The 26,603-nt window shown below is 70.1% G+C and carries 27 protein-coding genes; 24 read left to right on the top strand and 3 right to left on the bottom strand.

Annotated elements, in window-relative coordinates:
- Nucleotides 1-395: 395 nt before the first annotated feature.
- A complete protein-coding gene (locus DEFCA_RS0113475) occupies nt 396-578 on the bottom strand; it encodes a 2-hydroxymuconate tautomerase (RefSeq protein ID WP_025323546.1) in 183 nt (60 codons plus the stop codon).
- Between the two features lie 165 nt (nt 579-743).
- On the opposite strand from DEFCA_RS0113475, the gene DEFCA_RS0113470 reads away from it, so the two are divergent.
- The 3 genes from DEFCA_RS0113470 (at nt 744) to DEFCA_RS0113460 (ending at nt 2,901) form a co-directional block, all read left to right on the top strand.
- Complete coding sequence (locus DEFCA_RS0113470) at nt 744-1,703, top strand: glycosyltransferase family 9 protein (protein WP_025323545.1); 960 nt, start codon at nt 744-746, stop codon at nt 1,701-1,703.
- 93 nt (nt 1,704-1,796) lie between these two features.
- On the top strand, nt 1,797-2,144 hold the full coding sequence (locus tag DEFCA_RS0113465) for a flagellar basal body rod C-terminal domain-containing protein (protein WP_025323544.1): 348 nt from the start codon (nt 1,797-1,799) through the stop codon (nt 2,142-2,144).
- Nucleotides 2,145-2,166: 22 nt separating this feature from the next.
- Nucleotides 2,167-2,901, top strand: a complete 735-nt coding sequence (locus DEFCA_RS0113460; protein WP_025323543.1) for a hypothetical protein — start codon at nt 2,167-2,169, stop codon at nt 2,899-2,901.
- Between the two features lie 150 nt (nt 2,902-3,051).
- Here DEFCA_RS0113460 and DEFCA_RS0113455 read toward each other — a convergent pair whose 3' ends face one another.
- Entirely contained in the window at nt 3,052-4,947 is a 1,896-nt protein-coding gene (locus tag DEFCA_RS0113455; protein ID WP_025323542.1) for a SurA N-terminal domain-containing protein, read from the bottom strand.
- A 184-nt stretch (nt 4,948-5,131) separates the two neighbouring features.
- Between DEFCA_RS0113455 and DEFCA_RS0113450 the strand changes: the two genes are divergently transcribed.
- From DEFCA_RS0113450 to DEFCA_RS0113380, 15 genes are all read left to right on the top strand, one after another.
- Nucleotides 5,132-5,500, top strand: a complete 369-nt coding sequence (locus DEFCA_RS0113450) for a DUF2294 domain-containing protein (protein ID WP_025323541.1) — start codon at nt 5,132-5,134, stop codon at nt 5,498-5,500.
- Between the two features lie 338 nt (nt 5,501-5,838).
- The gene (locus DEFCA_RS0113445; protein WP_025323540.1) at nt 5,839-6,663 is read left to right on the top strand and encodes a universal stress protein; all 825 of its coding nucleotides are present in this window, start codon (nt 5,839-5,841) and stop codon (nt 6,661-6,663) included.
- A gap of 98 nt (nt 6,664-6,761) precedes the next feature.
- Complete coding sequence (locus DEFCA_RS20835; protein ID WP_169709582.1) at nt 6,762-7,940, top strand: GTP pyrophosphokinase; 1,179 nt, start codon at nt 6,762-6,764, stop codon at nt 7,938-7,940.
- A 12-nt stretch (nt 7,941-7,952) separates the two neighbouring features.
- Nucleotides 7,953-8,498 carry a Na+/H+ antiporter subunit E gene (locus tag DEFCA_RS0113435; protein ID WP_025323538.1) on the top strand — a complete coding sequence of 182 codons (546 nt, stop codon included), beginning with the start codon at nt 7,953-7,955 and terminating at the stop codon, nt 8,496-8,498.
- Between the two features lie 4 nt (nt 8,499-8,502).
- Nucleotides 8,503-8,772, top strand: a complete 270-nt coding sequence (locus tag DEFCA_RS0113430) for a monovalent cation/H+ antiporter complex subunit F (protein ID WP_025323537.1) — start codon at nt 8,503-8,505, stop codon at nt 8,770-8,772.
- Nucleotides 8,769-9,095, top strand: coding sequence for a monovalent cation/H(+) antiporter subunit G (gene mnhG, locus DEFCA_RS0113425; protein WP_025323536.1), 327 nt, complete (start codon nt 8,769-8,771; stop codon nt 9,093-9,095). The genes DEFCA_RS0113430 and mnhG overlap by 4 nt, the downstream gene beginning before the upstream one ends.
- Nucleotides 9,092-9,337: a Na(+)/H(+) antiporter subunit B gene (locus tag DEFCA_RS0113420; RefSeq protein ID WP_025323535.1), complete on the top strand. Its 246-nt coding sequence runs from the start codon at nt 9,092-9,094 to the stop codon at nt 9,335-9,337. Before mnhG ends, DEFCA_RS0113420 begins: the two co-directional genes overlap by 4 nt.
- Entirely contained in the window at nt 9,334-9,627 is a 294-nt protein-coding gene (gene mbhE / locus DEFCA_RS0113415; protein ID WP_025323534.1) for a hydrogen gas-evolving membrane-bound hydrogenase subunit E, read from the top strand. Before DEFCA_RS0113420 ends, mbhE begins: the two co-directional genes overlap by 4 nt.
- Nucleotides 9,624-10,064, top strand: coding sequence for an MnhB domain-containing protein (locus tag DEFCA_RS0113410; RefSeq protein WP_025323533.1), 441 nt, complete (start codon nt 9,624-9,626; stop codon nt 10,062-10,064). The genes mbhE and DEFCA_RS0113410 overlap by 4 nt, the downstream gene beginning before the upstream one ends.
- Nucleotides 10,057-10,425 (top strand): cation:proton antiporter subunit C, encoded by a 369-nt coding sequence (locus tag DEFCA_RS0113405; protein ID WP_025323532.1) that lies wholly within the window; start codon nt 10,057-10,059, stop codon nt 10,423-10,425. Before DEFCA_RS0113410 ends, DEFCA_RS0113405 begins: the two co-directional genes overlap by 8 nt.
- Nucleotides 10,422-11,912, top strand: coding sequence for a complex I subunit 5 family protein (locus tag DEFCA_RS0113400; RefSeq protein WP_025323531.1), 1,491 nt, complete (start codon nt 10,422-10,424; stop codon nt 11,910-11,912). Before DEFCA_RS0113405 ends, DEFCA_RS0113400 begins: the two co-directional genes overlap by 4 nt.
- Nucleotides 11,913-11,928: 16 nt before the next feature.
- The gene (locus DEFCA_RS0113395) at nt 11,929-13,446 is read left to right on the top strand and encodes a monovalent cation/H+ antiporter subunit D family protein (protein WP_245693481.1); all 1,518 of its coding nucleotides are present in this window, start codon (nt 11,929-11,931) and stop codon (nt 13,444-13,446) included.
- Nucleotides 13,443-13,661, top strand: a complete 219-nt coding sequence (locus DEFCA_RS20830) for a hypothetical protein (RefSeq protein ID WP_025323529.1) — start codon at nt 13,443-13,445, stop codon at nt 13,659-13,661. The genes DEFCA_RS0113395 and DEFCA_RS20830 overlap by 4 nt, the downstream gene beginning before the upstream one ends.
- The gene (locus DEFCA_RS0113385; RefSeq protein ID WP_025323528.1) at nt 13,651-15,333 is read left to right on the top strand and encodes a Na(+)/H(+) antiporter subunit D; all 1,683 of its coding nucleotides are present in this window, start codon (nt 13,651-13,653) and stop codon (nt 15,331-15,333) included. Before DEFCA_RS20830 ends, DEFCA_RS0113385 begins: the two co-directional genes overlap by 11 nt.
- A 140-nt stretch (nt 15,334-15,473) precedes the next feature.
- Nucleotides 15,474-17,792 (top strand): molybdopterin-containing oxidoreductase family protein, encoded by a 2,319-nt coding sequence (locus DEFCA_RS0113380; protein ID WP_025323527.1) that lies wholly within the window; start codon nt 15,474-15,476, stop codon nt 17,790-17,792.
- An 81-nt stretch (nt 17,793-17,873) separates the two neighbouring features.
- Here DEFCA_RS0113380 and DEFCA_RS22320 read toward each other — a convergent pair whose 3' ends face one another.
- Nucleotides 17,874-18,038 (bottom strand): hypothetical protein, encoded by a 165-nt coding sequence (locus DEFCA_RS22320; protein ID WP_169709581.1) that lies wholly within the window; start codon nt 18,036-18,038, stop codon nt 17,874-17,876.
- Between the two features lie 956 nt (nt 18,039-18,994).
- Between DEFCA_RS22320 and DEFCA_RS0113370 the strand changes: the two genes are divergently transcribed.
- The 6 genes from DEFCA_RS0113370 (at nt 18,995) to DEFCA_RS0113345 (ending at nt 26,603) form a co-directional block, all read left to right on the top strand.
- Nucleotides 18,995-19,657, top strand: coding sequence for a hypothetical protein (locus DEFCA_RS0113370; RefSeq protein WP_025323526.1), 663 nt, complete (start codon nt 18,995-18,997; stop codon nt 19,655-19,657).
- Nucleotides 19,658-19,902: 245 nt separating this feature from the next.
- Nucleotides 19,903-20,553: a fructose-6-phosphate aldolase gene (gene fsa / locus DEFCA_RS0113365; RefSeq protein ID WP_025323525.1), complete on the top strand. Its 651-nt coding sequence runs from the start codon at nt 19,903-19,905 to the stop codon at nt 20,551-20,553.
- A 504-nt stretch (nt 20,554-21,057) separates the two neighbouring features.
- Nucleotides 21,058-22,788, top strand: a complete 1,731-nt coding sequence (locus tag DEFCA_RS0113360; protein ID WP_025323524.1) for a formate--tetrahydrofolate ligase — start codon at nt 21,058-21,060, stop codon at nt 22,786-22,788.
- Between the two features lie 78 nt (nt 22,789-22,866).
- A complete protein-coding gene (locus DEFCA_RS0113355) occupies nt 22,867-24,813 on the top strand; it encodes an ASKHA domain-containing protein (RefSeq protein ID WP_025323523.1) in 1,947 nt (648 codons plus the stop codon).
- A 22-nt stretch (nt 24,814-24,835) separates the two neighbouring features.
- A complete protein-coding gene (locus tag DEFCA_RS0113350; RefSeq protein ID WP_025323522.1) occupies nt 24,836-25,591 on the top strand; it encodes an ATP-binding protein in 756 nt (251 codons plus the stop codon).
- A 61-nt stretch (nt 25,592-25,652) separates the two neighbouring features.
- Entirely contained in the window at nt 25,653-26,603 is a 951-nt protein-coding gene (locus DEFCA_RS0113345) for an acetyl-CoA decarbonylase/synthase complex subunit delta (protein WP_025323521.1), read from the top strand.

Here is a 26,603-nt window from a genome sequence, read left to right as displayed (position 1 = left end):
GGGGTGTGAGGGTCGGGGCGGGGTCCGCGCGGAGGATAGGGGATCGGACTCGAAAATTCCAGGGGAGATTTGGGCCGGCCAAACAAGGAGAGCGCCCCCGGAGGGAGGGGCAAGGGACCTGCCTCCGGCCGGGCGCGAAGCCGGGCGTTGAGATTCGCCGCGCAGGCACGGGACCGAAAAGCTGGTTTCATGACAACTTCGGTGGAATCCGAACCGTTTCGTGGTCTGAGCGTCAAAGGCGCTGCGCGGCGAGCTAAGGGGCCGTACCCGGCGCTCCTCCCAGACCGTGAGGTGGAGGCGAAAAGGCATGGTGATTCCTAGAAGGCGTGGGAATCCGGGAGGTTTTCAAGCTTCCTAACCTCCTAGCCTCCCAGCTTCCCAGCCTCCTAGCGTTCTCAGTCGGACAGGAGTTTCCCGGCCTTTCCGATGTCGTGGCGGGGGTGGTCCGTGAAGATCACGGTCACCGCCTCGGGGGGGCATCCGGTCACCTCCACGATCACGTCGGTGACCCGCCGGACGATCTCCCGCTTCTGATCCTGGGTGCGGCCTTCGAGCCAGTCGATGTTGACGATGGGCATGGCAAACCTCCTTTCGGCACGCGGGTTCCGGATAGAATGGAGAAGTGGCCCTTTTCGAGGCGGAGCCCACCCGCCGACTCGCGGCGGGCCAGCCGGCATTCTCGCCGGAGCGGTCGGCAATGCGTACCGGCCGGAGCTTGCCACGGGCCCCAGGGAGACGCAACCGTGAACGGCCTTCTGTACCACAACGGCGGACTCGGGGACTTCGTGCTGTCGATGCCGGCCGTGCTCCGCTTGGCGGCGGCGTACCCGGGGGTGGCGTGGTCGTTCTGGGGACCATCGGATCGTCGGGAGCTACTGCCCGGGTTCGGGCCGCCGCCCGCGGACCTGGTGCGCCGCGGGCACGAATTGTGGGGAGAAGCCCCGGGCCCGGAGGCCGTAGGCGCCCTGGCCGCTTTCTCGGTGGTGGCTGCGTTCGGCGGGAGCCGGCCCCCGGCTTGGGTGGGGCACGCGCCCGGCCAGGTGGTGTCGGTTCGGTCGTTCCCGCCGGCCGGAGGGCCGTGGGTTCCGGCGTTCCAGACGGACCAGCTGGACCGGGCCGGCGTGCCCCGGCCCCCGGGGCCGCTCCTGCCCGAATGGCGGGCCCGGGTCCTGCCCCGGCGCTCGGCCCGGTGGATCCTTCTGCACCCCGGGAGCGGGGATCCCAAGAAGAACTTCCCGCCGGAGTTCTGGGGCGAGGTGGCGGGTCGGGTGTCCCAAAGCCTGGGGCTCGGGGTGCGCGTGGCCCTGGGGCCGGCCGAGGTGGAGCGGGGGAGCGGGGGGTGGGAGGCCCTGGGCCCGGCGACGGCCTGCTCCGGCCTCCGGGATCTGATCGGGCTCCTGGCGGGCGCGGCCCTGTTTCTGGGGAACGACGGGGGTCCGGCCCACCTGGCCGGGGCCTTGGGGGTGCCCACGGTGGTGGTGTTCGGGCCCACGGACCCGGCCCTGTGGCGGCCGCTGGGGCCTCGGGTGCGGTGGATCCGCACCCGGGAGCCGTGCGCCCCCTGCACGGCCGGCGGGCCGATCCGGTGCGCAGACCCCCGGTGCCTGGGAGGAGTGGACGTGGCCGAGGTGGTGGCGGTCGCCACGTCCCTGGTGGCCGAGGCCCCGGGCCAGGGTCAAGGTCAGACCGGCCCGGGCCGATGATGGAATAAGTGAGCGGGCTATCAACGCCCTTTCCTGCGTCCCGATCGATGACCGTGGACCGTTGACCGAAGTTGAGTCCCCCGGAGGGTTCCCATGGTCTCTGCCCTGTACTCCGCCCTCTCCGGCGTCCGGGCCCGCCAGGCCCAGGTGGACGCGGCCGCCCGAAACACGGCCAACGTCTCCACCCGCGGGTACAAGCGGGTGGAGGTCACGTTCTCCGAGACCCCGTCCGGGGTGCGGGCCGAGGCCGTCCGGTCGGACGCCCCCGGCGTGCCCGTTCCCCCGGAGCCGCCGGAGACCGAGCCGGCCGAGGGGTCCAACGTGGACCTGGTCCAGGAGACGGTCCGGATGATCGAGGGGGAGCGGGGGTTCGAGGCCAACCTCCAGGTGCTCCGCACCCAGGACGAGATGCTCGGGACGCTCCTGGACCGGAAGGGGTGAAGGGCGCGGCAAGGAGGTTTCGTTGCACGGAGGCATCCGGGCGGCCGCAGGGGCCGCCTTTCTGTTGGCCGCGGTCGGTCTGGCCGGGCCCTGCGCGGCCGCCCAGGGCGAAGACGAGGTGCTGGCGGCGGTTGCCACCCACCGGGTGGTGGTGATGGGCGAGCGCCACGGGTTCGCGCCGGGCCACGCCCTGTTCGGCCGGATCGCGGCCGAGGCGGGCCGCCGCTTTCCTGGCACGGTGGTGGGCCTCGAGATCCCGGCCGACCGCCAACCGCTCCTCGACCGGCTGGGCGTCGGGCCGGCCCCTCCGGCGCTCCTGCCCCGGGTCATCGGCACGCCGTCGTACCGCGACCTCCTGCTAGCCCTGGGCCGGCAGGCCCGGGGCGGCGGGCTTCGGCTGGTGGCCCTGGACCTACCCTGGGGCCGGCGGGGGGATCGGGACGCCTTCATGGCCTCGCGGGTGCTCGGGGCGTTGGCCGAGGGGGCCCCGCGGGCGGTGGTGCTGGTGGGCAATCTGCACGCCCTGGCCGCGGCGGACCGGCTCGGGGGCCGGCTCCGGGCCGCTGGGGTGGCGTGCCTCCTGGTGGGAACGTTGCCGGGGGAGGGTTCGGCTCGCTGGGGTGGCCCCGGAGGCGGGGGCTACGAGGCCCTCACGGCACGGCTGCGGGCGCTCCTACCGCCGGGGCTCCCGCCGGGCCGGGAGCTCGATGCCGTGGTGTCCTGGTCAGCGCCGGCACGCAAGACGGCCCGGCGCTGACCGCCGGGCCGCCGCATTCGTGTCCGAGTTCAGCCTTCCAGCTTTCCGGCCTCTCATACCAAGTCGCGTTCAAAGCTATTGCCCCCCCTGCCCAGAGGCAGGTCCCTTGCCCCGCCCCCGGCCGGGTATCCTATGGATGGCAACTTGGTATCACAGCCTCAGTAGATCCTCGTTGATCTCGATCTCCGCCTCGGCCCGGAGCCGCTTGAGGTACTCGTCGAAGTACTCGCCCTGCTTCTTGGACAGCAGCTCCTTGCGGATCCGCTCCCGGGCCTCCTCCAGCCCCGACATGTCGGGCTCGATCCGCTCCACGAGCCGCACCGCGTACACCACTCCGTTCACCTCGAACGGCTCACCGGCCACCTGGCCGGGCTCCAGGCCGAACACCGCCTCCTTGAGCTCTGGGGACCATCCGATCTTGGGCACCGCGCCGCCCTTCTTGGCGAACGGCTGGGTGGTCTCGGCGGTGAGGCTGCGCTCCTTTACGGCCTCGTCCCAGCCCTTCTCCCGGGCCTCGGCGAGGAACTGCGCGGCCTTCTCCCGGGCCAGCCGGGAGGCCTGGGCCTTGCGGTACGCGGCCTCCACCCGGTCCCGGATCGCCTCCAGCGGGGGGATCTCGGCCGGCTTGGCCTCGGCCACGGCGATCAGGTAAGTGCCCTGGGGGGTCTCCAGGATCTCGCCCGGGCCGTCGGGATCGGTGGAGAACAGCAGGTCCCGGAACTCGTCGGGCTTGGCCACCCCTGGGATCCGGTCGGTCTTGGTCACCAGGCCGGTGGTCTTGACCTCGTGCTCCTTGGCCAGGTCGTCCCAGGTGACCTTGCCGTCCTCCAGGTCCATCAGGGTGTTGTCCGCGGCCGTGAACGCGAGCTCCAGGGCCTTGCGCCGGCGGATGTCCTGTTCGATCCGGTCTCGCACCTCCTCCAGGGGCTGCTGCCGGGCCTGGCGGTGGTCCTCCACCAGGATCAGGTGGTACCCGAAGGCGGTCTTCACCGGCTCGCTCACCTGCCCGGGCTCCAGCTCGAAGGCCACCTTCTCGAACTCGGGCACCATCTTGCCCCGCTCGAAGTAGCCCAGGTCCCCGCCCCGGTCCTTGGAGCCCGGATCCTCCGAGTACTTCTTGGCCAGCTCCGCAAAGTCCGCGCCGTCCTGGATCTGCTTGCGCAGCTTCTCGATCCTCTCGCGGATCTCTTTCTCCTTGGCCGCGTCCGCGTTGGGCGGCACCTTCAGCAGGATGTGCCGGGCCCGCACCGCCTCGGCCACGGTGAACTCGCCGGCCCGCCAGTTGTACTCCTGCTCGATCTCCGCGTCGGTCACCTCCACGTCCTTCTCGAACGCCTCGGGTCCGAACAGGATGTATCGGGCCGACCGCCGCTCAGGGGTTCGGTACTGCTCCTTCTGGGCCTCGTAGAAGTCGGCCAGGGCCTCGTCGGTCACCTGCACGTCGGCCTCGAACGCCTCGGGCCGGAACGCCACGAACGCGATGCGGGCCTTGGTGTTGCGGTCCCGGTACTCGGCCTCCACCTCCGCGTCGGTGACCTGGGCCTGGGAGCGGATCGCCTGCTCCACCTTGCGCAGCAGCAGCTCGCGCCGGGTGGACTCCTCGTACTCCAGGGGGGTGATCCGGTTCGCGTCGAGGATCTGCAGGTACCTCTGTTTGCTGAACCGGCCCCCTTCCTGGAAGGCGCCCACCGCCTGGATGGCGGCCGCCAGCTCCTCGTCCGTGACCTCGATGTCGCGCCGGTCGGCCTCCTGCAGCAGCAGGGTCTGGTCGATCAACTGGTCCAGGGCCCGCCGGGCCAGCCCCAGCTCCTTGGCCATGCGGGCGTTCCACCGGTCGCCGTAGGCCTTCCGGTACAGGTCGGTCAGGTTGCCGTAGGCCCGCTGGTAGGTGGCCAGGTCGATCTCAGTGTCGTTCACCTTGGCCACATACGTGGCCTTCTGGGACCGCACCCCCCATCCGAAGAAGAAGATGAACACCAGGATGATGAGGCCGAGAACCGCCTGCACGTAGGGGTTCCGAACGTTCTTCCGGATCTGGTTGAGCATCGGTGAGATCTCCCGGTTCGGCTCGAAAAGCGATGCCTCGCACGAAGCCGGTAACGCTACCGCACGGACCCGTGGAAAATCAAGAAGCGCCGCACGGTTATGCCAGCGGCTGCGCCCCCTGGACTTCCCGGGCTCCGTGTCATATGAAGAGAGGTGGTGCCACCCTGGACGGAGGAGAGGCCGGATGCCGCGCAGCCCCTACGGTCGCATCGAGGACGAGCTGGCCAAGGCGTTCGTGGTCTTCGAGAAGGAGTACATGGGCCGGGGGCCCAAGGAGGCCACCTGCCACGTGATCGGAGACCTCGTGCTGGTGCGCCTCAACGGGGTGCTGACCCCGGCGGAGCAGCACCTGGCGAAGAACCCCGAGGGGATCGACCTCGTCAAAAAGATGCGGACCAACCTGATCGAGGGGGCCAAGGAGCTCGTGTACACCGTGGTGGAGGACGTCACCCGCAGGCGGGTGGTGGCCATGCACACGGACCTGAGCACCCAGACCGGGGAGAGGATCTTCGTTTTCACCCTGGACGGCCCGCCCCAGGGGTGTGCCCCGTAATTCTCCATCGGGGATCGGGCCCGGGGGGGGCTCCGGTGGCTTCGCCTCGGCCGCCTTGACGGCCCGGAGGCGATCCGGTAGAAGTAAGGGCAGAGCAGATTCCTGGAAGGGCTCCTCCCACGGGGGAGTCGGTCGAGGAATAGGCCGGATGGAGGGCAGGAGGCCCGCGTCCGGCTTTTTTTGTTGCCACGGCGTCCAGCCCAACGGCGCAAGGGGTCCACGCCCCGGGCGCCCGACGGCCGGTCCTGCCTCCCCACCCGGCGGGGGGCGGGCCCGGCCGTTTCGCGTTTTGGCCGGGCGCCCCGGCCGGCGGGAGCCCCGTTCCCAAGGAGAAGCCCATGATCCGCCGCATACTGGTCGTGCTCGCGGGGACCCGTTTCACCCCCTCGGCGATCCGGATCGCCGTGGAGCTGGCCGAGCGCCACGGGGCGGAGCTGACCGGGCTGGCAGTTCTGGACCGCCGGAAGCTGGACTCGGTGGGGCCGGTGCCGGCCGGAGCCTCGGCCCATGCCGAGCGGTTACGGACTCACCGCTTCGGGGTGCGCCAGGAGCAGGTGGCAGCCGCCGTTCGGACCTTCCGGCGGGCGTGCGAGGCGGCAGGGGTGGCCCACGACGTGGAGGAGGGGGACGTGACCGACCTCATCACCTCCTGCTCCCGCTACCACGATCTGACGGTGTTCGGTCTGCGGAGCCTGCTGGAGGGCCCGCTCGCCGCGGAGCACTCCGAGGCGGCCCTGGCCCGGCTCATCGGGGGTGGGGTGCACCCGATCCTGGCCGTGGCCGAGGAGCTCCGACCGATCCGCCGGGCCCTGATCGCCTACAGCGGCTCCGTGGGGTCGGCAAGGGCCATGCGGTGCTTCCTCCAGCTCGACCCCTGGCCTGAGGTCCAGATCCGCGTCGTCACGTGTCACTCCTCCGAGGAGGAGGGCTCGCGCCTCCTGGCCGACGCGGCCGAGTACTGCCGCGCCCACGGGCGGGAGCCCGAGACCCGGCGCCTGTCGGGGGCTCCCGGCAGGGCGCTCCTCCTGGAGGCCGGCCGCTGGGACGCGGACCTGGTGGTGGCCGGAAACGGCGCAAGGAGCCTCCTGCGGCGCCGGCACATCGGGGAGACCGCGCTGCACCTCATGCGCCACTGCGGTCGTCCGCTGTTCCTGGGTCCGTGACGAACCCCCAGGCCCCCCCGCGGGGGCGCCCCTCCATCCGCCCGCCGGGGGATGTGCTTCCCCCGGGCGGGCGTTCCCATTCAAGGGGAGGTCACCACGTGAGATACCGTACTCCGAACGGAAGCATTTGCCGAGTCGAGGACCACGGCTATCCTCTGGATCGCGGGTGTGGGCCGCCCCGCCGCTCGGCGGGGGGCCGGGCCGGGCCCGGGCCCGCGGCAGAGCCCCGGGGGCTGATCGCGGCCGCCGTGACCCGGTACCGGCGGGAGCACGACCGCTACGCCAAGCTGGCGGAGATGGTGGCCGAGAAGTGCCGGCGGCTCCTGGAGGCCAACGCCATCCTGGGGACGGTGGACGCCCGGGCCAAGAGCCCCGAGAGCCTGGAGCGCAAGCTCGAGGAGCTCCTGGCCGGGGAGCCCCCGGCCGCCCGGGCCCCGGAGGATCTGCTGGACATGGTCAGCGACCTGGCCGGGGTGCGGGTCAAGACCTACGTGGAGGCCGACCGGGACAAGGTGGTGGAGGACATCCGGCTGGCGTTCGACGGCCCCGGCGAGGGGGGCGAGGTGGACGTGGAGGTCAAGGCCGACCCCTCACGCCACTACCGCGCGATCCACTGCCAGGTGATCCTGCCCCCCCGGGACCTCGCCGGCCGGGGGGCCAACCTCCAGGGCACCAGCTGCGAGATCCAGGTGTGCAGCCTGCTGGCCCACGTGTGGAACGAGATCGAGCACAACCTGGTGTACAAGGCCGCCAACGGCGAGCCCTCGGACGAGGAGATGGAGCTCCTGTCGGCCCTCGGGGCGCTGACCAAGAAGGGGGACGAGGTCCTGAACGCCCTGATCGCGGCCACCCGGCGCCGGCTGGCCCGGCGGACCGGCGAGTTCGCGGACACCTTCGACTTCGTGGCCCGGATGCGGGAGCGTTTCCCCATGGCCCACAACTTCGAGATGCACGCCCTGGCCCTGCTCGAGGAGCTCCGGGCCTTCGGGCTGACCACGCCGGAGACGGTGGAGGAGCAGCTGATGCACGGGGACTACCAGCGGGAGTCGTGGAACCTGTTCGAGGCCTTCCGGGCCCATCAGCTCCGCACCCACGACTGGGGGGTGGTGCTCGACCCCGGCAGCTCGGACCATCTGCTGGTGCTCCTGCTGGCCCGCAGGGCCCCCGAGGTGCTTCGCCGCCACCAGTCGGACAAGCCCAGGGGCCGGCTTCCCCGCATCGCCCGGCTCGCCCGGCGGTTCGCCGAGATGGCGGCCGCCCCGGCCGGGGGCCGGTGAGGGGACCCGTCCGTGGCCGGTCCTCGCCAGCCCGCGCGGCGGGTGCCCCTGGGTCTGGTCGGCCAGGCGGGGCTCCTCATGGCCCTGTGGCTCGTGCTGAGCGGTCTCTACGACCCCTTCCACCTGGGGCTCGGGGTGGTGTCGGTGGCGGTCGTGCTGTGGCTCAACCGGAGGCTCCCCCGGCCCGCCGGGCGGGGGCGGACCGAGGTCCACGTGCTCCGGTTCGCGGCCTACTGCGGCTGGCTCCTGGGCCAGATCCTGCTGTCCGCGCTCCACGTGGCCGCGGTGGTGCTCCACCCCCGCCTGCCCGTGAGCCCCAGGATGGTGCGGTTCCGGTCGGATCAGCCCAACGACGTGGCCCGGATGCTCCTGGCCAACTCCATCACCCTGACCCCCGGCACCCTCACCGTGGAGGTGGACGGAGACGAGTTCACGGTCCACGCCCTGACCGAGGCCACGGCCCGGGGGCTGCTGGACGGCACCATGCAGGCCAAGGTGGCGCGGCTGTTCTGCGACGAGCCCGGCCGGGCCGTGTACGACGTGCGGTGGGAGGAGTGACGCCGTGGAAACCCTCTACACGCCCTTGGCCGCGTTTCTGGCGGTGATCCTGCTACCCCCCCTGTACCGGGTGCTGCGGGGGCCCACGGTGTTCGACCGGTTGCTGGGGGCCTCGGTCATCGGCAGCAAGACCATCGTGATCTCGTGCCTGTTCGGGTTCGCCTTCGGCCGCATCGAGATGTTCCTCGACATCGCCCTGGGCTACGCCATCCTGAACTTCGTGGGCGCCGTGGCCATCGAGAAGTACTTCTCCTCCGAGGAGGTGAGCCGGTGAACGCCCTGCGTGAGACCGCCGCGATCATCCTGTTCGGCTCGGGGGTCCTGTTCATGCTCGTCGGGAGCCTGGGGCTCGTGCGCCTGCCCGACTTCTTCACCCGCACCCACGCCTCGGGCAAGGTGGACAGCGTGGGGATGATGCTGTGCCTGGGGGGCCTGGCGCTTCACGAGGGCCCCACCGTCAGCGGGCTCAAGCTGGTGTTGGTGATCGCCTTCGTGGCCGTGTCGAGCCCGGTGGCCGTCCACGCCCTGGCCCGGGCCGCGGTGCGCTCGGGTCTGGGGCCCTGGCGGCCCCCCGGGGCAGGGGGGGCGCGCCGATGACCTGGCCGATCGAGCTGATCCTGTACGTGGTGCTCGTGGTGACCGCCCTGGCCGCCCTGGAGGTCCACAGCCTCCTGGCCGCCTCGGTCATCCTGACCGCGTTCAGCTTCGTGTGCGCCCTGCTCATGCTCTCGGTGGGGGCCGTGGACGTGGCGTTCACCGAGGCGGTGGTGGGGGCGGGCCTGGTGGGGGTGCTCTACATCGTGGCCATCTTCCGCACGGCCCGAAGGAGCACGGATTGAGACTCCGAGACCTCTTCGTGCTGGCCGGACTGGCCGCGGTGCTCCTGTACGCCGTGGGGCACCTGCCCAGCCGGGGGGACCCGGCCGCGCCGGCCCACCGGCGCACCAGCCCGGTCGGCACCCCCGGCGCCGGAACCTACTACCTGGAGCACGCCCTGGAGGACGCGGCCACCCCCAACGTGGTCACCGCGGTGCTGGCCGACTACCGGAGCATGGACACCCTGGGGGAGACGCTGGTGGTGTTCACCGGGGGCGTCGCCTGCGTGCTGATCCTGCGGAGGCGGCCGTGAGGACGCCGTCGCGCAGCCTGGTGGTGGTGCTGGCCGCCCGGGGCCTGGCGCCGGTGATCCAGCTGTTCGCCCTGTACGTGGTGTTCCACGGCCACTACAGCCCCGGCGGAGGGTTCCAGGGCGGCGTGCTCCTGGCCGCGAGCTTCGTCCTGGTGCGCCTCGCCGCGGGCAGCGACGCCGGCCAGCGACAGGTCCCCCGCCGGGCCGGGCTTCTGCTGGGGGCGGTCGGGGTGCTGCTGTTCGCGGCCGTGGGCGCCGCGGCGTTCCTCACCGGCGGCAGCTTCCTGGACCACGGCCGCGTGCCCCTGCCGGGGTTCACCCCGGTTGAGCTGCGCTCCCTGATGATCCTGGTGATCGAGGTGGGGGTCGCGATCGCGGTGGCGGCGGTGCTGACCGCCATCTACGACGAGCTCCTCGGGGACGAAGACGATGCTTGAGAACCTTGAGGGACACTTCGCCTACTACTTCCTGGCGACCCTGACCGTGATCGGGTTCTACGGGATGCTCGCGAAGCGAAACCTCGTGAAGAAACTGATCGGGATGACGATCCTCCAGACCTCGATCATCCTGTTCTGGCTCGTGGGCGCCTACCGGGCCGGGGGGAGCGTGCCGATCTACGACGAGCGTCTGGGCATGGCCGACCCGAGCCGGTACGTGAACCCCCTGCCCCACACCCTGATGCTCACGGCCATCGTGGTGGCCGTGGTCACCCTGGGGGTGGCCTTCGCCCTGATCATCGCGATCCACCGCTCCTACGGCACCCTGGACGAGGAGGAGCTGCTGGAGCGGATGCGATGATCGCCGCGAACCTGCCCGCCCTGATTCCCCTCACCTACCTGGTCACGGCCCTGCTCATCCCCCTGGCCGGGGCCTGGCGGCCCTCCCTGGCCCCGGGCATGGTCCTGGCCGGCGCGTCCGCCGGGACGGCGCTCGCCCTGGCGGGGCTGGTGCGGGTGGCCGTGGCCGGCCCGCTCTCGTACGAGATGGGGGGGTGGCCGCCGCCGGTGGGGATCGAGTTCGTGCTCGACGGGCTTTCGGCGTTCATGGTCGCGGTGGTGGCGGTGGTGGGCCTGGCCGCCCTGGTCCACGGCGGGCGCACCACCGCGGCCGAGATCCCCGGCCGGGTCGTGCCCTTCATGAGCGCGTCCATGATCTTTCTCACGGGTCTCACCGGCATGGTGCTCACCGGCGACCTGTTCAACCTGTACGTGTTCCTGGAGATCAGCTCGCTCGCCGCCTACGCGCTCCTGGCCGTGGGGAGCCGGCAGGCCCCCCTGTCCACCTTCCGCTACCTCGTCATGGGCACGGCAGGGGCCTCGTTCTACCTGTTCGGACTGGCCTTCCTGTACCTGGAGACCGGCACCCTGAACATGGCCGACATGGGCCGACTGCTGCCCCTGGCGGAGGACTTCTCACCGGTGATGGTGGGTCTCGCGTTCACGGGCGTGGGCATGGCGCTGAAGATGGCCCTGTTCCCCCTCCACGGGTGGCTGCCCGACGCCTACACCGACGCCTCGTCCGCCGCCACGTCCCTGGTGGCGCCCCTGGGCACCAAAGTGGCCGCCTACGTGCTGCTGCGGCTGTTCTTCTACGTGCTCGAGCCCGAGTACGCCCGGGGCCTGCCGCTGCTCGCCGCGGTGGGCTACCTGGGCGCCGCAGGGGTCGTGTGGGGCTCGGTCATGGCGATCCTCCAGCCCGAGCTCAAGCGCATGCTCGCCTACAGCAGCGTGTCCCAGGTGGGCTACATCGCCGCCGGCATCGGCCTGGCCTCGCCCCTGGGGTTCATCGGCGCCGTCCTCCACATCCTGAACCACGCCTTCATGAAGGCCTGCCTGTTCCTGGTGGCCGGGAACCTCCGGGCCCAGCGGGGGCACAGCGACATCCCGTGGTTCGACCGGTCCCTCGGGCGGGCCATGCCCTGGTCCATGGCGGCGTTCGCCCTGGCGGCCCTCTCGATGATCGGCATCCCCCCCACCGCGGGCTTCTTCAGCAAGTGGTACCTGGCCCTGGGGGCCCTGGAGCAGGCCAACTGGCTCCTGCTGGCCGCCCTGGTGGCGAGCAGCCTGCTCAACGCGGTGTACTTTTTCCGGGTGCTGGAGCGGATGTACCTGGTCCCGGCCTCCGAGGGGGCTGCGGCCGCGCCCGCGCCGATCGAGGAGGGGGAGGTGCCGGTCTCGATGCTCGTGCCCACCGTGGCGCTGGCCGGGGGCCTGCTCGTCCTGGGGCTCGGCAACGCCTGGCTCGTCACCCACCTGATCCGGCCCATGCTGCCGGCCGGGCTGTGAAGGGGAGGGCCCCGGCGTGATCCCTTACGAGACCTACCCCTCGGCGGTCCCCCTTCTCGCGGTGCTGGTCTCCCTGGCGGCGGCCGGGCTGATCGTGGCGAGCGGCCGGAGGCCGGCCCTGCGGGAGACCTGGACCCTGGCCGCGGCCGTCCTCAAGTTCGCCCTGGTGCTGGGCCTCCTGCCCGGGGCCCTGGCCGGCCGGGCCGCCGAGGTCACGCTGTTCGAGATCTCCCCGGGCGTCGCCCTGGCCCTCAGGGCCGACCCCCTGGGGGTGTTCTTCGCCCTGGTGGCGTCGGGGCTGTGGGTGGTGACCTCGGTGTACTCCATCGGGTACGTGCGCGCCGGCGGCGAGGCCAACCAGACCCGCTACTTCGCGAGCTTCGCCGTGTGCCTGTCGGCCACGATCGGGGTCGCCTTCTCGGCCAACCTCCTGACCTTCCTCGTCTTCTACGAGATCCTGTCCCTGGCCACCTACCCCCTGGTGATCCACAAGGAGACCCCCGAGGCCCTGGCCGCGGGCCGCAAGTACCTGGCCTACGCCCTCACGGCCGGGGGGCTGCTGCTGGTGGCCACGGCGTGGACGTGGCAGGTGGCCGGCACCCTGGAGTTCCGGCCCGGGGGCATCCTGGCCGGGGCCGGGGCCGGGGCCGGCACGATCCGGGCGATCTTCGTCCTGGCCCTGGCCGGGGTGGGGGTGAAGGCCGGCATCATGCCGCTCCACGGGTGGCTCCCGTCGGCCATGGTGGCCCCCACCCCGGTGAGCGCCCTGCTCCACGCGGTGGCGGTGGTCAAGTCGGGGGTGTTCGGGGTGCTGCGCCTGGTGGGGTTCGTGTTCGGCCCCGAGCTGATGCGGGGCCTGGGCCTGGCCACCGTGCTGGCCGTGTTCGCCGGGGCCACCGTGGTGCTGGCGTCGGTGCTGGCGCTGCGGCAGGACGAGCTGAAGAAGCGTCTGGCCTACTCCACAGTGGGCCACCTGTCCTACATCGTGCTCGGGGCGGCCCTGCTCACGCCCTCGGGCCTGAGCGGTGCGCTCCTGCACCTGCTCAACCACGCCACCATGAAGATCACCCTGTTCTTCTGCGCCGGCGCCATCTACGTGAGCCTGCACAAGAAGAACGTCTCCGAGCTCGACGGCGTGGGCCGGGACATGCCCTGGACCATGGGCGCCTTCACCGTGGCGGCCCTGGGGCTGGCCGGCGTGCCCCCGGTGAACGGGTTCGCGAGCAAGTACCTCCTGTGCGTGGGCACCCTGGAGGCCGGCCAGATCGCCGCCCTCGTGGTGCTCCTCCTGAGCGGGCTCCTGAACGCGGCCTACTTCTTCCCCATCGTCCACCGGGCCTTCTTCCGGCCGTCCAGGGACCCGCACCGGGGCCGGGAGGCCCCGGCCTCGATGGTGATCCCCATCGCCGTGGTGGCCGTGCTCTCGGTGGCCCTGGGGCTGTTTCCCAACCAGTTCTTCGACCTCGCCACGGCCGTGACCGCCAGCGTGCTGGCCGGTCCGGGCGGGGGCGTGACCGCGGGGATCGGGCCATGACGCGAACGCGCTGGATCGCCCTGGGGCTCGTGGCCGCCGGGTCCGTGCTGGCCCAGGCGTTCGGGCCCCACCCGCCCTATGCCCGGTGGTGGGACCTGGTGCCGGGCTCCTACGCCCTGTTCGGCTTCCTGGGGTGCGTGGCCATCGTGGTCGTCTCCAAGAGGCTCGGCAAGGCGCTGCTCCAGCGGCCGGAGGACTACTACGATGCTTCCTGAGCTGCCCCCGGCCCTGGTGCTGTGGCTCGGCGCGGCCGCCCTTCCCCTGGTGCCCCGCAGGCTGCGGCCGGCGGTGTTCCCCCTGTTCCCCCTGGCCGCCCTGGCGCTGGTGTGGGCCCTGCCCGAGGGGGTGCTGTGGAGCGTGGACTACCTGGGTTTTCGGCTGGTCCCCCTGGAGGTGGACCGGATGAGCCGGCTGTTCGGCACCATCTTCACCCTGATCGGGGTGCTGGGGGGCGTGTACGCCCTGCACGTGCGGGACACCGGCCAGCAGGCGGCGGCTCTCCTGTACGGCGGGGGCGCCCTGGCCGTGACCTTTGCCGGGGACTACCTCAGCCTGTTCTTGGGCTGGGAGGTCATGGCCGTGGCCTCGGCCGCCCTGGTGTGGGCCGCCCGCACCCCCGAGGCGTCGGCCGCGGGCCGCCGGTACATCCTGGTGCACCTGTTCGGGGGGAGCCTGCTCCTGGCCGGGATCGCGCTCCAGGTGGCCGCCACCGGGTCCCTGGCGCTCACGCCGTTCAGCCCGGGCGCGTCGGCGGCCGCCTGGCTGGTGCTGGCCGGGGTGGCCCTCAACGCGGCCCTGCCGCCGCTCCACGCGTGGCTCCCCGACGCGTACCCCCGGGCCACGGTCACCGGGGCGGTGTTCCTGAGCGCCTACACCACCAAGACCTCGGTGTACGTGCTGGCCACCCTGTTCGCCGGGTGGGACGTGCTGATCCCCCTGGGGGTGATCATGGCCCTGTACGGGGTGGTCTACGCCGTGCTGGCCAACGACATCCGCGAGATCCTCGCGTACCACATCATCAGCCAGGTGGGGTACATGGTCGCCGCCGTGGGCATCGGCACCGAGCTCGCCCTGAACGGCGCCGCGGCCCACGCGTTCAGCCACATCCTGTACAAGGCGCTGCTGTTCATGGGGGCCGGGGTGGTGATCCGGACCACCGGCCGGAGCAGGCTCACCCAGTTGGGCGGGTTCGCCAAGCGCCAGCGCCTGGCCGTGGCCCTGTACATGATTGGGGCGTTCTCGATCTCGGGGTTCCCCCTGTTCAACGGGTTCATCAGCAAGGCCGTGATCGTGAGCGCCGCCGGCAAGAGCGGCCACACCGCCGCCATGGTGCTCCTGATCCTGGCCTCGGTGGGGACGTTCCTCCACACGGGGCTGAAGCTCCCCTACTTCACCTGGTTCGGCCGGGACCGGGGCATCGTGCCGGCCCCCGCGCCCCGGAACATGCTGGCGGCCATGGCCGCCGTGGCGGCCCTGTGCATCCTGTACGGGGTGGCCCCCGGGCTCCTGTACGGGATCCTCCCGTTCCCCATGGCGTACCGGCCCTACACCGTGCCCCACCTGGCCGAGACCGCCCAGATCCTGGTGTTCACCTTCGTGGCGTTCTGGCTCCTCCGGGAGAAGCTCGCCGGCGAGGACAAGATCGCCCTGGACACCGACTGGCTCTACCGGAAGGGGGCCCCCGTGGCCGACCGGCTCGTGGTGGGGGGCGTCAACCGGGTGTTCTCGGCCTGCGACGCCCTGGCCAACCGCTCGGCCCGGGCCCTGGCGGACCGGGTGCGGGACCTCACGGCCCGGGGCATCCGCCGGGCCCCGGTGGGCGCGAGCCTCGCCCTGACCCTCCTCGTCCTGATCCTCGTGGCGGTGCTCGCCATGGCGACCGTGTAACCGACCGCCCCTCCCGTTCCGCCATCGCCGGTCCCGATCCTCCCTCCACCCCCCATGCGGATTATCGATTGGATATCAGGATGGTAAGGCTATGAAAATCCGATGGTGCGGGTCTCCGGGGGAGGGAGGAGGACGAGGGGATGCGGATGGATCGAAGGGAGTTCGTCCGGCTCTCGCTGCAGGCGGTCCTGGCTGCGGGGGCCTACCCGGTTCTCTCCCATGCCGAGGCGAGGGCCCTGTCCCCTGGGGAGGACGGCGCGGAGCGACACATCACCGGCTGCATGTGGTGCCAGAACGGGTGCAGCCTGATCGTGTATGTCAAGGACGGCAAGGCCGTGCACGTGACCGGCAACCCGGCGGATCCGGTGACCCGGGGCCGGATGTGCGTGAAGCCCCTGGGCAGCCTGGAGCTCCTTCAGAGCCCCCTTCGCCTCACCCATCCCCTGAAGCGGGTCGGCCCCCGCGGGGACGGCGCCCGGTTTCAACGGATCTCATGGGATCAGGCGCTGGACGAGATCGCGGCCAAGCTCCGGTCCCTGCGCGAGCGGCACGGGGGCCGGGCCCTGGGGATCTGGGCCTCGGGCCGAAGCGCCTCGGACGGCCGCAAGCTCAACGCGGCCTTCGCCCGGCTCTACGGCACCCCCAACTACGAGAAGACCGGCCCCTTCTGCAATTACTCCGCAAAGCCGGCCGGTGTCTCCGTGGTGGGAACCCGGCACACCCCGTGGACCTACACCGACGACGATTTCTTCGCCGCTGACCTCTACGTCTTCGTGGGCAGCAACATGGCCGCCACCCGCCCCGTGATCCACTCCCGGCTCCGGGAGCGCAGGGCCCAGGGGAAGTGCCGACTGGTGGTCGTCGATCCCCGCCGCTCCGAGATCGCCGGGCACGCCGACACGTGGCTCCCGATCCGGCCCGGCACCGACCTGGCCCTGGCCCTGACGCTGATCCACTACCTGATCAGCCGTGAGTTGGTGGATCACGCGTTCATCCGGAACCACACGGTGGGCTACGAGCGCCTCCGGGCCGAGATCCTGGCACGGGGATACACCCTCGCCTGGGGGGCCGGGGTCACGGGCCTGGGCGAGGGGCAGATCCAGGACCTGGCCGAGGTCTACGCCCAAACCCGCAAGGCGATCGTGATCGGCAACGCGGGCCTGAGCCACCACACCAACGCCGTCCAGACCCACCGGGCGTTCTACCTGCTGGCGGCCATCACCGGCCACTTCGGTGAGAAGGCCATGGGCTATGGCTGCCTGAACAACGGCGGGCGGTCCACGGGGCGGATCCCCCTGCCCGAAGAGAAGCTGCCCCCGCCGGAGATGGAGCTCAGCAAGAACCCGGTGGGCTGGCTCGAGTCCATCGAAGACCCTGCGTACCCCTACGCGCTCCGCGGCCTTATCGCCACGGGAAGCCCCCTGACCCAGTGGCCCGACCAGTCCCGGCTCCGCCGGCTCATGGACCGCCTCGAGATCAGCGTCTACAACGGCCTGACGAAGAACGTGAACGCGTACTACTTCGACTACATCCTGCCCGCGGCCACGTGGATCGAGGCCGGGGGCCTGGCCCCGGTGAGCGACGACAGCCGGTTCGTCTGGGTGCCGCAGATCGTCCGGGCCCCCGGTGAGTGCCGGCCGGACCGGTGGTGGTGGGTCGAGCTGGGTCAGCGCATGGGATGGGGCGAGGTGTTCACCGACGATCTGAAGGACCCGGTGAAGCTCCAGAACCTGGCCGGCGCCGCCGGAGGCTACACCGTGGAGCGGTTCACGGCCCGGCCGGACCACGCCCTGCGGGCGCCAATCCGGGTCGACGGCAACGCCGTGGAGGAGCGGGGCACGCTGTTCCTGGACAAGAGGTTTCCCACGAAGAGCGGCAAGATCGAGCTCTGGACGGAGGAGCTCGAGGAGAGGTTCGCGGCCTACGGCCTGAGCGCGGTTCCCCACTACTACACGGATCCCGATGCGGCGCCGGCGGGCGAGCCCACCATCGCCTACGACCACCCGGCGCTCGTACCCTCCCCCTTCCAGAAGGGCCGGACGTACACCCGAAGGGTGCGGCTCACCCGGAAACGAGAGGAGCCGGACGGCTATTCCCTCTACCTGGCAACCGGCCGCCCCTGCCGGGCCATCATGGGCCACACGTCGCACTGGATCCGACGGCTCAACGACCTGGCACCGGACCAGGTGTGCGTGATCCACGAGGACACGGCCGCTCGGCTGGGCATTCGGGACGGGGACCGCGTCAGGGTGCGGTCCCCGTTCGGCGAGGCCGACGCCCGGGCCGTGGTCTCGCCGGGCATCCGCAGGGACACCGTGTTCGTGCCCTACTCCTACGGCGAGAAGAGCCCCTTCACGGCTTGGCGGTCCATCAACCACGTCACCAACCTAGAAGCGCGCTGCCCGGTCTCCGGCCAGGTGGCCTTCCGGGGGGTGAGGGTAGAGGTCACGAAGGCGTGAGCGGGAAGTTCTTCCACGCGACGGTGGCCCACCGTGGGTGACTCGCCGCTCGTTGAGTTTTGTGTCACCGAAAACGATGGCTTAGCGGAGCAGTACCCCGTGGGACAACTCGGGGCGGTTCTCCTCCGGCAGGTGCAGGCAATGGGCGTGGTGGAAGATATTGTTCTCGCCCATCCCCTCCAGGCTCTCATCGCACAGGTGCTCGGCGAGCGGATCGACCCGCTCGACGCTGAAGAGCCCGAGCATCCACCGGTCCAGCACCTGTTTGCGGTTGAAGGGGACCTGTGGGGCGTAGTCGCGGATGATCGGCCGACTGAGCTGAAACGGCCCCCCAGGCCGGCCACGCCTCCCACCCGGTCGGCCTTGGCCCCGGCGCGGGAGACGTCGTCGTCCAGGTTGACGTAGGCGAAGCCGAGCCTCTCGCCGATTCGGCGCGCCAGTGTGGTCCTGCCGCTCTGGCGAGGGCCGTGGAGCAATCCCACCGGACTGCCGCCGACGGCTTCCTCCAGCCGTCGCTCGATCCATCTGGGAACGACGTGATTCGGTTTCATGGCGGCCGGGTGTAGTCTTGGCAATCGGCCGATTGCCACGTTGGGTGCCGGCAGCATGAAACTTCCCGTGTCTGTCCTTCAGAAGGCGTGCGATCGGTGGCTGCGGCAAGAGGCCTCGTGAACGGTGCGGGTAGCCGGGTAGGCCTTAGCCTGCGGACGAAGCCGTACGCCCTCACCCGTGGAAGCGGCCTTCCAAACCGCGACAAGGCCCCGCCGGGCCTCACGGCCCAGGATCGCGACCAGGAGTCGCACCTACACGTAATGGGGCGTGACAAGTTGCCCTTTCCCTGTTGCCGGGCCCCCGGCACTCATACCGAGTTGCGTTTGGACCGAGAGCCCTCGGGGGGCGGGACCGCCCCCGGCCGCGCGCGAAGCCGGGCATTGAGATCCGCCGCGCAGCGACTCTCCAGCAGACCCCATGTCCCCCGAGCTTTGGCGTGGTTCGAGAGCCGCCCAGCGGGCCGAAGGCCCCAGACCGACGACCGTTGACCGTAGACCGTCGACCGAAGTTACGGGAAGGGGGCTTGGAGTGGGGGTGGGGTTGTGGTAGGTATCGCGGTCCCGACCGAGGTGGGAAACGGGACCGGCGGGGGTGCCCCGGGCAGGCAGGCTCTCCCGGGAGACGTCCGGACGAGCGGAGGGACTCGGATCATGCGCAGACGGATCGGTTTTCTCGTGGCGGCGCTCCTCGTGGCGGCACCGGCCGGGGCGGCCAACGTGGCCGGGCTGGCCGCGCCCGTGGGGCCCGGCAAGTTCACGGTTTCGGGGTTCGTGGCCTACGGCGAGCAGGACGTGGAGGACGGGCGGGCCGACGAGGTCTCCACCCGTCGCATGCTGGGCCGGGTCCAGGTGGGGGTGGTGGACGGGCTCGATCTGTACGGGTTCCTCGGGTTCTCCGACATCCAGTTCCAGGAGGCGGACTTCGAGGGCACCCTGGGCGGGCTCGGGGGGGTGGGCGCCAAGATCGGGGTTCTTCGTTCCGGCGACGTGCGGGTGGTGGTGGACCTGCAGGCCGAGTTCGACCGGTCCGAGGACGGGTCCCGGAGGGTCCGGCACCAGGCCTACCACCTGGCCGGCTACGTGGTCCGGGAGATCGGGGCCGCGGGCACGGTGGGGTACATGTATCCCTACGCGGGCCTGCGGTTCACGGCCAGCCGCTACGACGGCGGCGGCCTGGACGACTACCGCCAGGACGGGTTCCTGGGGGTGTTCGGCGGGGCCGACTATTTCGTGAACCCCAACGTGTACTTCACGGGTGAGGTGCACCTGTTCGACGAGACCAGCATCTACATCGGGGTCGGGCACCGGTTCTGACACCAATTTGCGATCAAGGTGAGCTCATAGAGGGGCGATTTGGGGGCCGTCGGTCCTCCGCCGGAAAAGACGGCCTCGCCGAAGCCGCTACGGCTCGGTCTGCTGCGGCGCGTGAGAGCACGCGCCGCGGGCGCTCCCCTGCGCCGAGCCGCTGGAACGGCTCGGCCGTAGCGCTCCGGGCCAACGGCCCCCCCAAATCGCTGGCTTCGAATGCGACTTGGTATGACCCCCCAACGGAGGCGAAGATGAAACTGTTCCTGGACACCGCGAACATCGAGGACATCCGCAGCGCCGTGGCGCTGGGGGTGGTGGACGGGGTCACCACGAACCCCACCCTGATCGCCAAGGAGGGGCAGCCCTACCGGGAGGTGCTGGCCGAGATCTGCCGGATCGTGGACGGCCCGGTCAGCGCCGAGGTGGTGGCCCTGGAGGCCGACAAGATGGTGGCCGAGGCCCGGGAGTTGGCGGCGATCCACGATCAGATCGTGGTGAAGGTGCCGATCACGGCCGACGGGCTTCGGGCCGTCAAGCGGCTGGCGGCCGAGGGAATCCGCACCAACGTGACCCTGGTGTTCAGCCCCACCCAGGCCCTGCTGGCGGCCAAGGCCGGCGCGAGCTTCGTCAGCCCGTTCGTGGGCCGGCTGGACGATCGGGGCCACGAGGGCATGGCCCTGATCGAGCAGATCGTGACCATGTTTCGGAACTACGACGTGGACACCGAGGTGATCGTGGCGAGCGTGCGCCACCCCATGCACGTGGTCGAGGCGGCCCTTCTCGGCGCGGACATCGCCACGATTCCCCACAAGGTGCTGACCCAGATGCTGGGCCACCCGCTGACGGACCTGGGGATCCAGCAGTTCCTGGCGGACTGGGACCGGTACACCGGCAAAAAGTAGAAAATTTGTTCACCAGGCTCAAACACTTCCGGGGTCGCGGCCCGGTTTCGAGCGGTGTCTCCGGCGAGAATGTGCCGATTTTCTCAATATCTTTGAGGCAAAAACCGCTTGACACCCCGAAAAGGGGGCCGTTATCCTTGCGCCGGTTTTGGGACCGGGAAACGGTGGTTCGTCCGCGCGCCGGGCGACCGGGAGGATGCTCCGCCCCCGGCTCCGCCGTTTCCGGGCCGGTTTTTGTTCGCTCGGGCCGCTGTTTCGGCCCGGCAGTTCCCAAGTGTTTGGGGTTCGGCGAGGGGTTACCGCCAGGCCGTGTCATCGCGCCCCGCGGATGCTGCGTCACAGCATCCCGCTCGTTTCCTCTCCCCGAACGGACCGGTTGGTTCAGGTCTCTTCCACGCGGGATCGTTCCGCGCCGGAGCCCCGGGTTCCGGCGGCGGTTTGCCGAGACGGCAGCCCACTAACCCCATCCAGGCCCGTTCGGGCCGCCACAGAGGGAGGAGAACCATGGCAAAACTCGAGCCCCGGCACGTCCCCTCCGACCTGGAAATCGCGCAGAATCACAAGATGAAGCACATTCGGGAGATCGCCGAGAAGGCGGGGCTCCTGGAGGACGAGCTGGAGTACTACGGCAACTACAAGGCCAAGGTGGACTACGCCAAGGTCCTCGCGCGGCTCAAGGACAAGCCCGACGCCAAGCTGATCGACGTCACGGCCTGCACCCCCACCCCCCTGGGCGAGGGCAAGACCGTGACCTCCATCGGCCTCAACGAGGGCCTGAACTACATCGGCAAGCGCTCCATGCTGTGCCTGCGGGAGCCCAGCCTCGGCCCGGTGTTCGGCATCAAGGGCGGAGCGGCCGGCGGCGGGTACTCCCAGGTGGTGCCCATGGAGGACCTGAACCTCCACTTCACCGGCGACATCCACGCCGTGTCCATCGCCCACAACCTGTGCGCGGCGGCCCTGGACTCGTCGCTGATGCACGGCAACCCCCTGAACATCGACCCCCTCACCATCCAGTGGCGCCGAGTGGTGGACGTGAACGACCGGGCCCTGCGGCAGATCGTGATCGGCCTGGGCGGCAAGCTCAACGGCATCCCGCGCGAGAGCGGGTACGACATCGCCGTGGCCTCCGAGGTGATGGCGATCCTGGCCCTGGCCACCGATCTGAAGGACCTGCGTGAGCGGCTGGGCCGCATCGTGCTGGGCTACACCTACGACGGCAAGCCCGTGACCACCGAGGACCTCCGGGTGGCCGGCGCCATGGCCGCCCTCATGAAGGACGCCCTGAAGCCCAACCTGATCCAGAGCCTCGAGGGCAACCCGGCGTTCATCCACGCCGGCCCGTTCGCCAACATCGCCCACGGCAACAACTCGATCATCGCCGACAAGGTGGCCCTGAAGCTGGGCGACTACGTGGTGACCGAGTCCGGGTTCGCCTCGGACATGGGCGCCGAGAAGTTCATGGACATCCCCTGCCGTTACGGCGGGTTCCGGCCCAACTGCGTGGTCATCACCTGCACCGTGCGGGCCCTGAAGATGCACGGCATGCCCTACGAGAAGATCGCCAGCATGACCCCGAAGCAGCTGGCCGAGTTCCTGAAGGGCGAGCACTACGACTACCTGGAGAAGGGTATCGAGAACCTCGAGGCCCACATCGAAAACATGCGCAAGTTCGGCGTGCCGGTGGTGAACACGATCAACAAGTTCGTGTTCGACCGGGACGACGAGGTCAAGATGATCCAGAAGCGGGCCGAGGGGGCCGGCGCCCGGGCCTCGGTGCCGATCGAGGTGTGGATGCACGGCGGTGCCGGCGCCGAGGACGCGGCCCACGAGGTCGTGAAGGCCTGCGAAGAGCCCAGCGAGTTCAAGTTCCTGTACCCGGACGACTGGTCCATCAAGCAGAAGATCGAGGTCATCGCCAAGGAGATGTACGGCGCCGACGGGGTGGACTACATGCCGGCCGCCGAGGCGAAGATCAAGCAGTACACCGAGTTGGGCTACGACAAGCTGCCCATCTGCATGGCCAAGACCCACCTGAGCCTGAGCCACGACCCGACCCTGAAGGGCCGGCCGAAGGGCTTCCGGGTGCCCATCCGGGACATCCGGGCCAGCTTGGGTGCCGGGTTCCTGTACCCCCTGCTCGGCGAGATGCGCACCATGCCGGGCCTGTCCGCGGATCCGGCCTACCGGTACGTGGACGTGGACGAGAACGGCAAGATCAAGGGTCTGTTCTAAACTTCTCCTTCGTTTTTCGCGGGACGCGGGGGAGGGGGCCTCCCCCCCTCCCCCGTTCGTCCGTTTCGAGGGACGGCTTTGCCCGAGCGCCGCTACACGGTCCGGTTCGAACCCGATGGGGTGTCCATCGACGTCTATCGCGAGGCGGAGAATCTTCTGCGGGTCGCGATGGTCGCCGGTGTGCACATCAACGCCTCGTGCGGCGGGGCCGGCACCTGCGGCAAGTGCAAGGTCCGGATCCTCGAGGGCGAGCACCGCTCCCAACACTCCTCGAAGCTGACCCAGGACGAGTGGGACAAGGGCTACCGACTGGCCTGCCAGACCGAGATCGTGGGCGATCTGGTCGTGGAGGTGCCGGTGGAGTCCCGGTACGAGAAGGGCGTCCTGAGTCGCCGCCCCGACCACGTGCTCCGGGCCGCCCGGTTCGAGAAGGAGTACGAGGGCATCGCCCCCGAGCCGGCGGTGGCCAAGTATTACGTGGAGCTGCCCGAACCCACGGCCGACAACAACATGTCGGACATGGGCCGGCTGGGCCAGGCCCTGAAGCGCGAGCACGAGCTCGACAAGGTCTCCACCGACTACACGGTGCTGCGCGACCTGCCCACGGTGCTGCGTGACGGCGGGTGGAAGGTCACGGCCACGGTGATGCGGACCCACCGCAGCCACCGGATCGTGCGGGTGGAGCCCGGCGACACCCGGGGCCGAACCTTTGCCCTAGCCATCGACGTGGGCACCACCACGATCCACGGCGCCCTGCTCGACGTGAACACCGGCGCCGAGGTGGCCCGGGCCGCCGACTACAACGCCCAGGTCTCCCTGGGCGAGGACGTGATCACCCGGATCATCGCCGCCCTGAAGCCCGGCGGGCTCGAGACCCTGCAGAAGCGGGCGGTCAAGACGATCAACGGGGTGCTCAAGGAGCTGCTGGCCAAGGCCGAGGCCGAGGCGGCCGATATCTCCCACGCGGTGTTCGCCGGCAACACCACCATGACCCAGCTCCTCCTGGGCGTGAACCCCAAGTACATCCGCGAGGCCCCCTACGTGCCGGCGGCCAACTTCTTCCCCCCGTTCCGGCTGGCCGAGCTGGGCATCCGGGTGCCGCCCCACGTCATGGGCTACGTGATGCCTTGCGTGGCCTCCTATGTGGGGGGCGACATCACGGCCGGCGTGCTGGCCACCGGCATGCACACCGATCCCCGGCTCACCCTGTTCATGGACGTGGGCACCAACGGCGAGATCGTGATCGGCAACCAGGACTGGATGGTCTCGGCCTCGGCGTCGGCCGGCCCGGCGTTCGAGGGCGGCGGGGTGAAGTTCGGGATGCGGGCCACCTACGGGGCCATCGAGCAGGTCCGGATCAACCCGGAGAACCTGGAGCCGATGATCCTCACCATCGGCCAGGTGCCGCCCAAGGGGATCTGCGGGTCGGCCATGATCGACTGCCTGGCCGAGTTCGTGGAGACCGGCATCATCACCCAGAACGGCAAGTTCAACCGGGAGCTGGCGGGACGGACCGACCGGATCCGAGAGGGCGAGAACGGCTGGGAGTACGTGCTGTGCTGGAAGGACCAGACCCAGCTCGACCAGGACATCACGATCATCGAGCCCGACATCGACAACCTGATCCGCACCAAGGGCTCGATCTACTCGGCCTGCTCGGTATTGCTGAAGAGCGTGGGCCTTCATTTCTCGGACATCGAGCGGATCATCATCGCCGGCGGGTTCGGCCAGTTCATCGACGTGGAGAAGGCCATGGCCATCGGGCTGCTGCCCGAGACCGACCCGGAGCGGGTGGCCTACGGCGGCAACACCAGCCTGGCCGGGTGCCAGATGGCGGCGCTGCACCGGGACCGGATCGACGAGGCCGAGCAGATCGCCACCATGATCACCAACATCGAACTGTCCGCCTCCAACATGTACATGGAGGAGTACGTGGCGGCCCTGTTCCTGCCCCACACCCGCATGGAGGAGTTCCCGCGCGAGGCGGAACGCATCCGGCTGGCCCAGCGGCTTCGGGCCCAGTGAGCCGGGAGGAGAAGAGAGCGACATGGGCTTCAACATCGCAGTGGCCGGGAAGGGCGGCACCGGCAAGACCACGGTGGCCGGCCTGATCCTGCGCCACCTGGTGGAGCGGCAGGCCGGCCGGGTGCTGGCCATCGACGCCGACGCCAACATGAACCTGAACGAGGTGCTGGGCCTCGAGGTGCACCAGACCATCGGCCAGATCCGCGAGGGGCTGTCCAACGTGCCCGCCGGCATGACCAAGGACGCCTACATCAACTACAAGACCCAGGAGTGCCTGATCGAGGCCGACGGATTCGACCTGATCGTGATGGGCCGGCCCGAGGGGCCCGGGTGCTACTGCTACGCCAACACCCTGTGCAAGAAGTACATGGACGAGATCGCGGACAACTACCGGTACGTGGTGCTGGACAACGAGGCCGGCATGGAGCACCTGTCGCGGCGCACCACCCACAACATGGACCTGATGTTCGCGGTGACCGACTCGTCGGTGCGCGGGGTGCAGGCGGCCGGCCGGATCCGCGACCTGGTGGACGAGCTCAAGCTCAACATCGGGAAGATCGCGGTGATCGTGAACCGGGTGGACGGCGGCCTGCCCGAGGCCACGGCCCGGGAGCTGGACCGGCTGGGCCTCGAGCTGGCCGGGGTGGTGCCCAACGACCCCAACGTGTACGCCTACGACCTGGAGGGCAAACCCACCTTCCAGCTCCCGGCGGACTCGGCCGCGGTGCGCGCCGTGGCGGAGATCGTGGAGAAGTACCTGCCCAAGGGGGCGGGATGAACCTGGGGACCTTCGTTTTGGACCACGGCCTTCGGGCCACTGGGCGAAAGGAGCGGTAGTCATGGCATTCGAGTTCCCCAAAGACAAGTACAACGGCAAGATCGTAGAGGTCACGATCGGCGCGGGCGACAAGGCCCGGACCGTGGGTGGCGAGACCGCGATGCCCCTGTGCAACTTCGAGGGTGAGTTCCCCAACCGCCCACTGGTTGCCATGGAGGTGTACGACAAGGCCGAGGTGTGCGAGACCTGGGCGCCGGCCTGCAAGGAGCCGTTCGCCGACGTGATGGGCGACGCGGTGGCCTGGGCCAAGAAGTGCGTGGAGGAGTTCGGCGCCGAGGCCATCTGCCTGCAGCTGGCGAGCACCGACCCCAACGGCATGAACACCAGCGCCGACGAGGCGGCCGAGCTGGCCAAGAAGGTGGCCGAGGCGATCCCGGTGCCCCTGATCGTGTGGGGCTGCGAGAACGACGAGAAGGACGCCGAGACCCTGTCCAAGGTGGCCGAGGTGTGCGCCGGCATGAACCTGGTGATCGGGCCGGCCAAGGAGGGCAACTACAAGAAGATCGGCGGCGCGGCCATCGGGTACGACCACGTGGTGGTGCAGCAGACCCCCATCGACGTGAACATGGCCAAACAGCTCAACATCCTGCTGAACAACCTCGGCGTGCCCATGACCAAGATTCTCATGGACCCCCAGATGGGCGCCCTGGGGTACGGCATCGAGTACTGCTACACCGTGATGGAGCGGGACCGGCTCACGGGCCTGAAGCAGGGTGACGAGAAGATGCAGTCCCCCCTGATCCTGGACGTGGGCAAGTACACCTGGAAGACCAAGGAGGCCTCGGTGTCGGTGGACGAGGAGCCGGCCTGGGGCGAGGCCAAGGTCCGCGGGGTGCTGTGGGAGACCGTTTCGGCCGTGGACGTGCTGGCCGCCGGCGCCGACGTCTTGATCCTGCGCCACCCCGACTCCGTGCGGATCCTGAAGAAGATCATCGACGAACTCATGGCCTAA

Source organism: Deferrisoma camini S3R1, from assembly GCF_000526155.1.
Lineage (GTDB): Bacteria > Desulfobacterota > Deferrisomatia > Deferrisomatales > Deferrisomataceae > Deferrisoma > Deferrisoma camini.
This window is presented reverse-complemented; position numbering and strand designations above follow the sequence as displayed.

Coding starts and splice junctions, on each gene's coding strand:
- DEFCA_RS0113475 (WP_025323546.1), bottom strand. CDS start 578: ATGCCCATCGTCAACATCGACTGGCTCGAAGGCCGCACCCAGGATCAG.
- DEFCA_RS0113465 (WP_025323544.1), top strand. CDS start 1,797: ATGGTCTCTGCCCTGTACTCCGCCCTCTCCGGCGTCCGGGCCCGCCAG.
- DEFCA_RS0113455 (WP_025323542.1), bottom strand. CDS start 4,947: ATGCTCAACCAGATCCGGAAGAACGTTCGGAACCCCTACGTGCAGGCG.
- DEFCA_RS0113450 (WP_025323541.1), top strand. CDS start 5,132: ATGCCGCGCAGCCCCTACGGTCGCATCGAGGACGAGCTGGCCAAGGCG.
- DEFCA_RS0113445 (WP_025323540.1), top strand. CDS start 5,839: ATGATCCGCCGCATACTGGTCGTGCTCGCGGGGACCCGTTTCACCCCC.
- DEFCA_RS0113420 (WP_025323535.1), top strand. CDS start 9,092: ATGACCTGGCCGATCGAGCTGATCCTGTACGTGGTGCTCGTGGTGACC.
- DEFCA_RS0113405 (WP_025323532.1), top strand. CDS start 10,057: ATGCTTGAGAACCTTGAGGGACACTTCGCCTACTACTTCCTGGCGACC.
- DEFCA_RS0113400 (WP_025323531.1), top strand. CDS start 10,422: ATGATCGCCGCGAACCTGCCCGCCCTGATTCCCCTCACCTACCTGGTC.
- DEFCA_RS20830 (WP_025323529.1), top strand. CDS start 13,443: ATGACGCGAACGCGCTGGATCGCCCTGGGGCTCGTGGCCGCCGGGTCC.
- DEFCA_RS0113385 (WP_025323528.1), top strand. CDS start 13,651: ATGCTTCCTGAGCTGCCCCCGGCCCTGGTGCTGTGGCTCGGCGCGGCC.
- DEFCA_RS0113380 (WP_025323527.1), top strand. CDS start 15,474: ATGCGGATGGATCGAAGGGAGTTCGTCCGGCTCTCGCTGCAGGCGGTC.
- DEFCA_RS22320 (WP_169709581.1), bottom strand. CDS start 18,038: ATGCTCGGGCTCTTCAGCGTCGAGCGGGTCGATCCGCTCGCCGAGCAC.
- DEFCA_RS0113370 (WP_025323526.1), top strand. CDS start 18,995: ATGCGCAGACGGATCGGTTTTCTCGTGGCGGCGCTCCTCGTGGCGGCA.
- fsa (WP_025323525.1), top strand. CDS start 19,903: ATGAAACTGTTCCTGGACACCGCGAACATCGAGGACATCCGCAGCGCC.
- DEFCA_RS0113360 (WP_025323524.1), top strand. CDS start 21,058: ATGGCAAAACTCGAGCCCCGGCACGTCCCCTCCGACCTGGAAATCGCG.
- DEFCA_RS0113350 (WP_025323522.1), top strand. CDS start 24,836: ATGGGCTTCAACATCGCAGTGGCCGGGAAGGGCGGCACCGGCAAGACC.
- DEFCA_RS0113345 (WP_025323521.1), top strand. CDS start 25,653: ATGGCATTCGAGTTCCCCAAAGACAAGTACAACGGCAAGATCGTAGAG.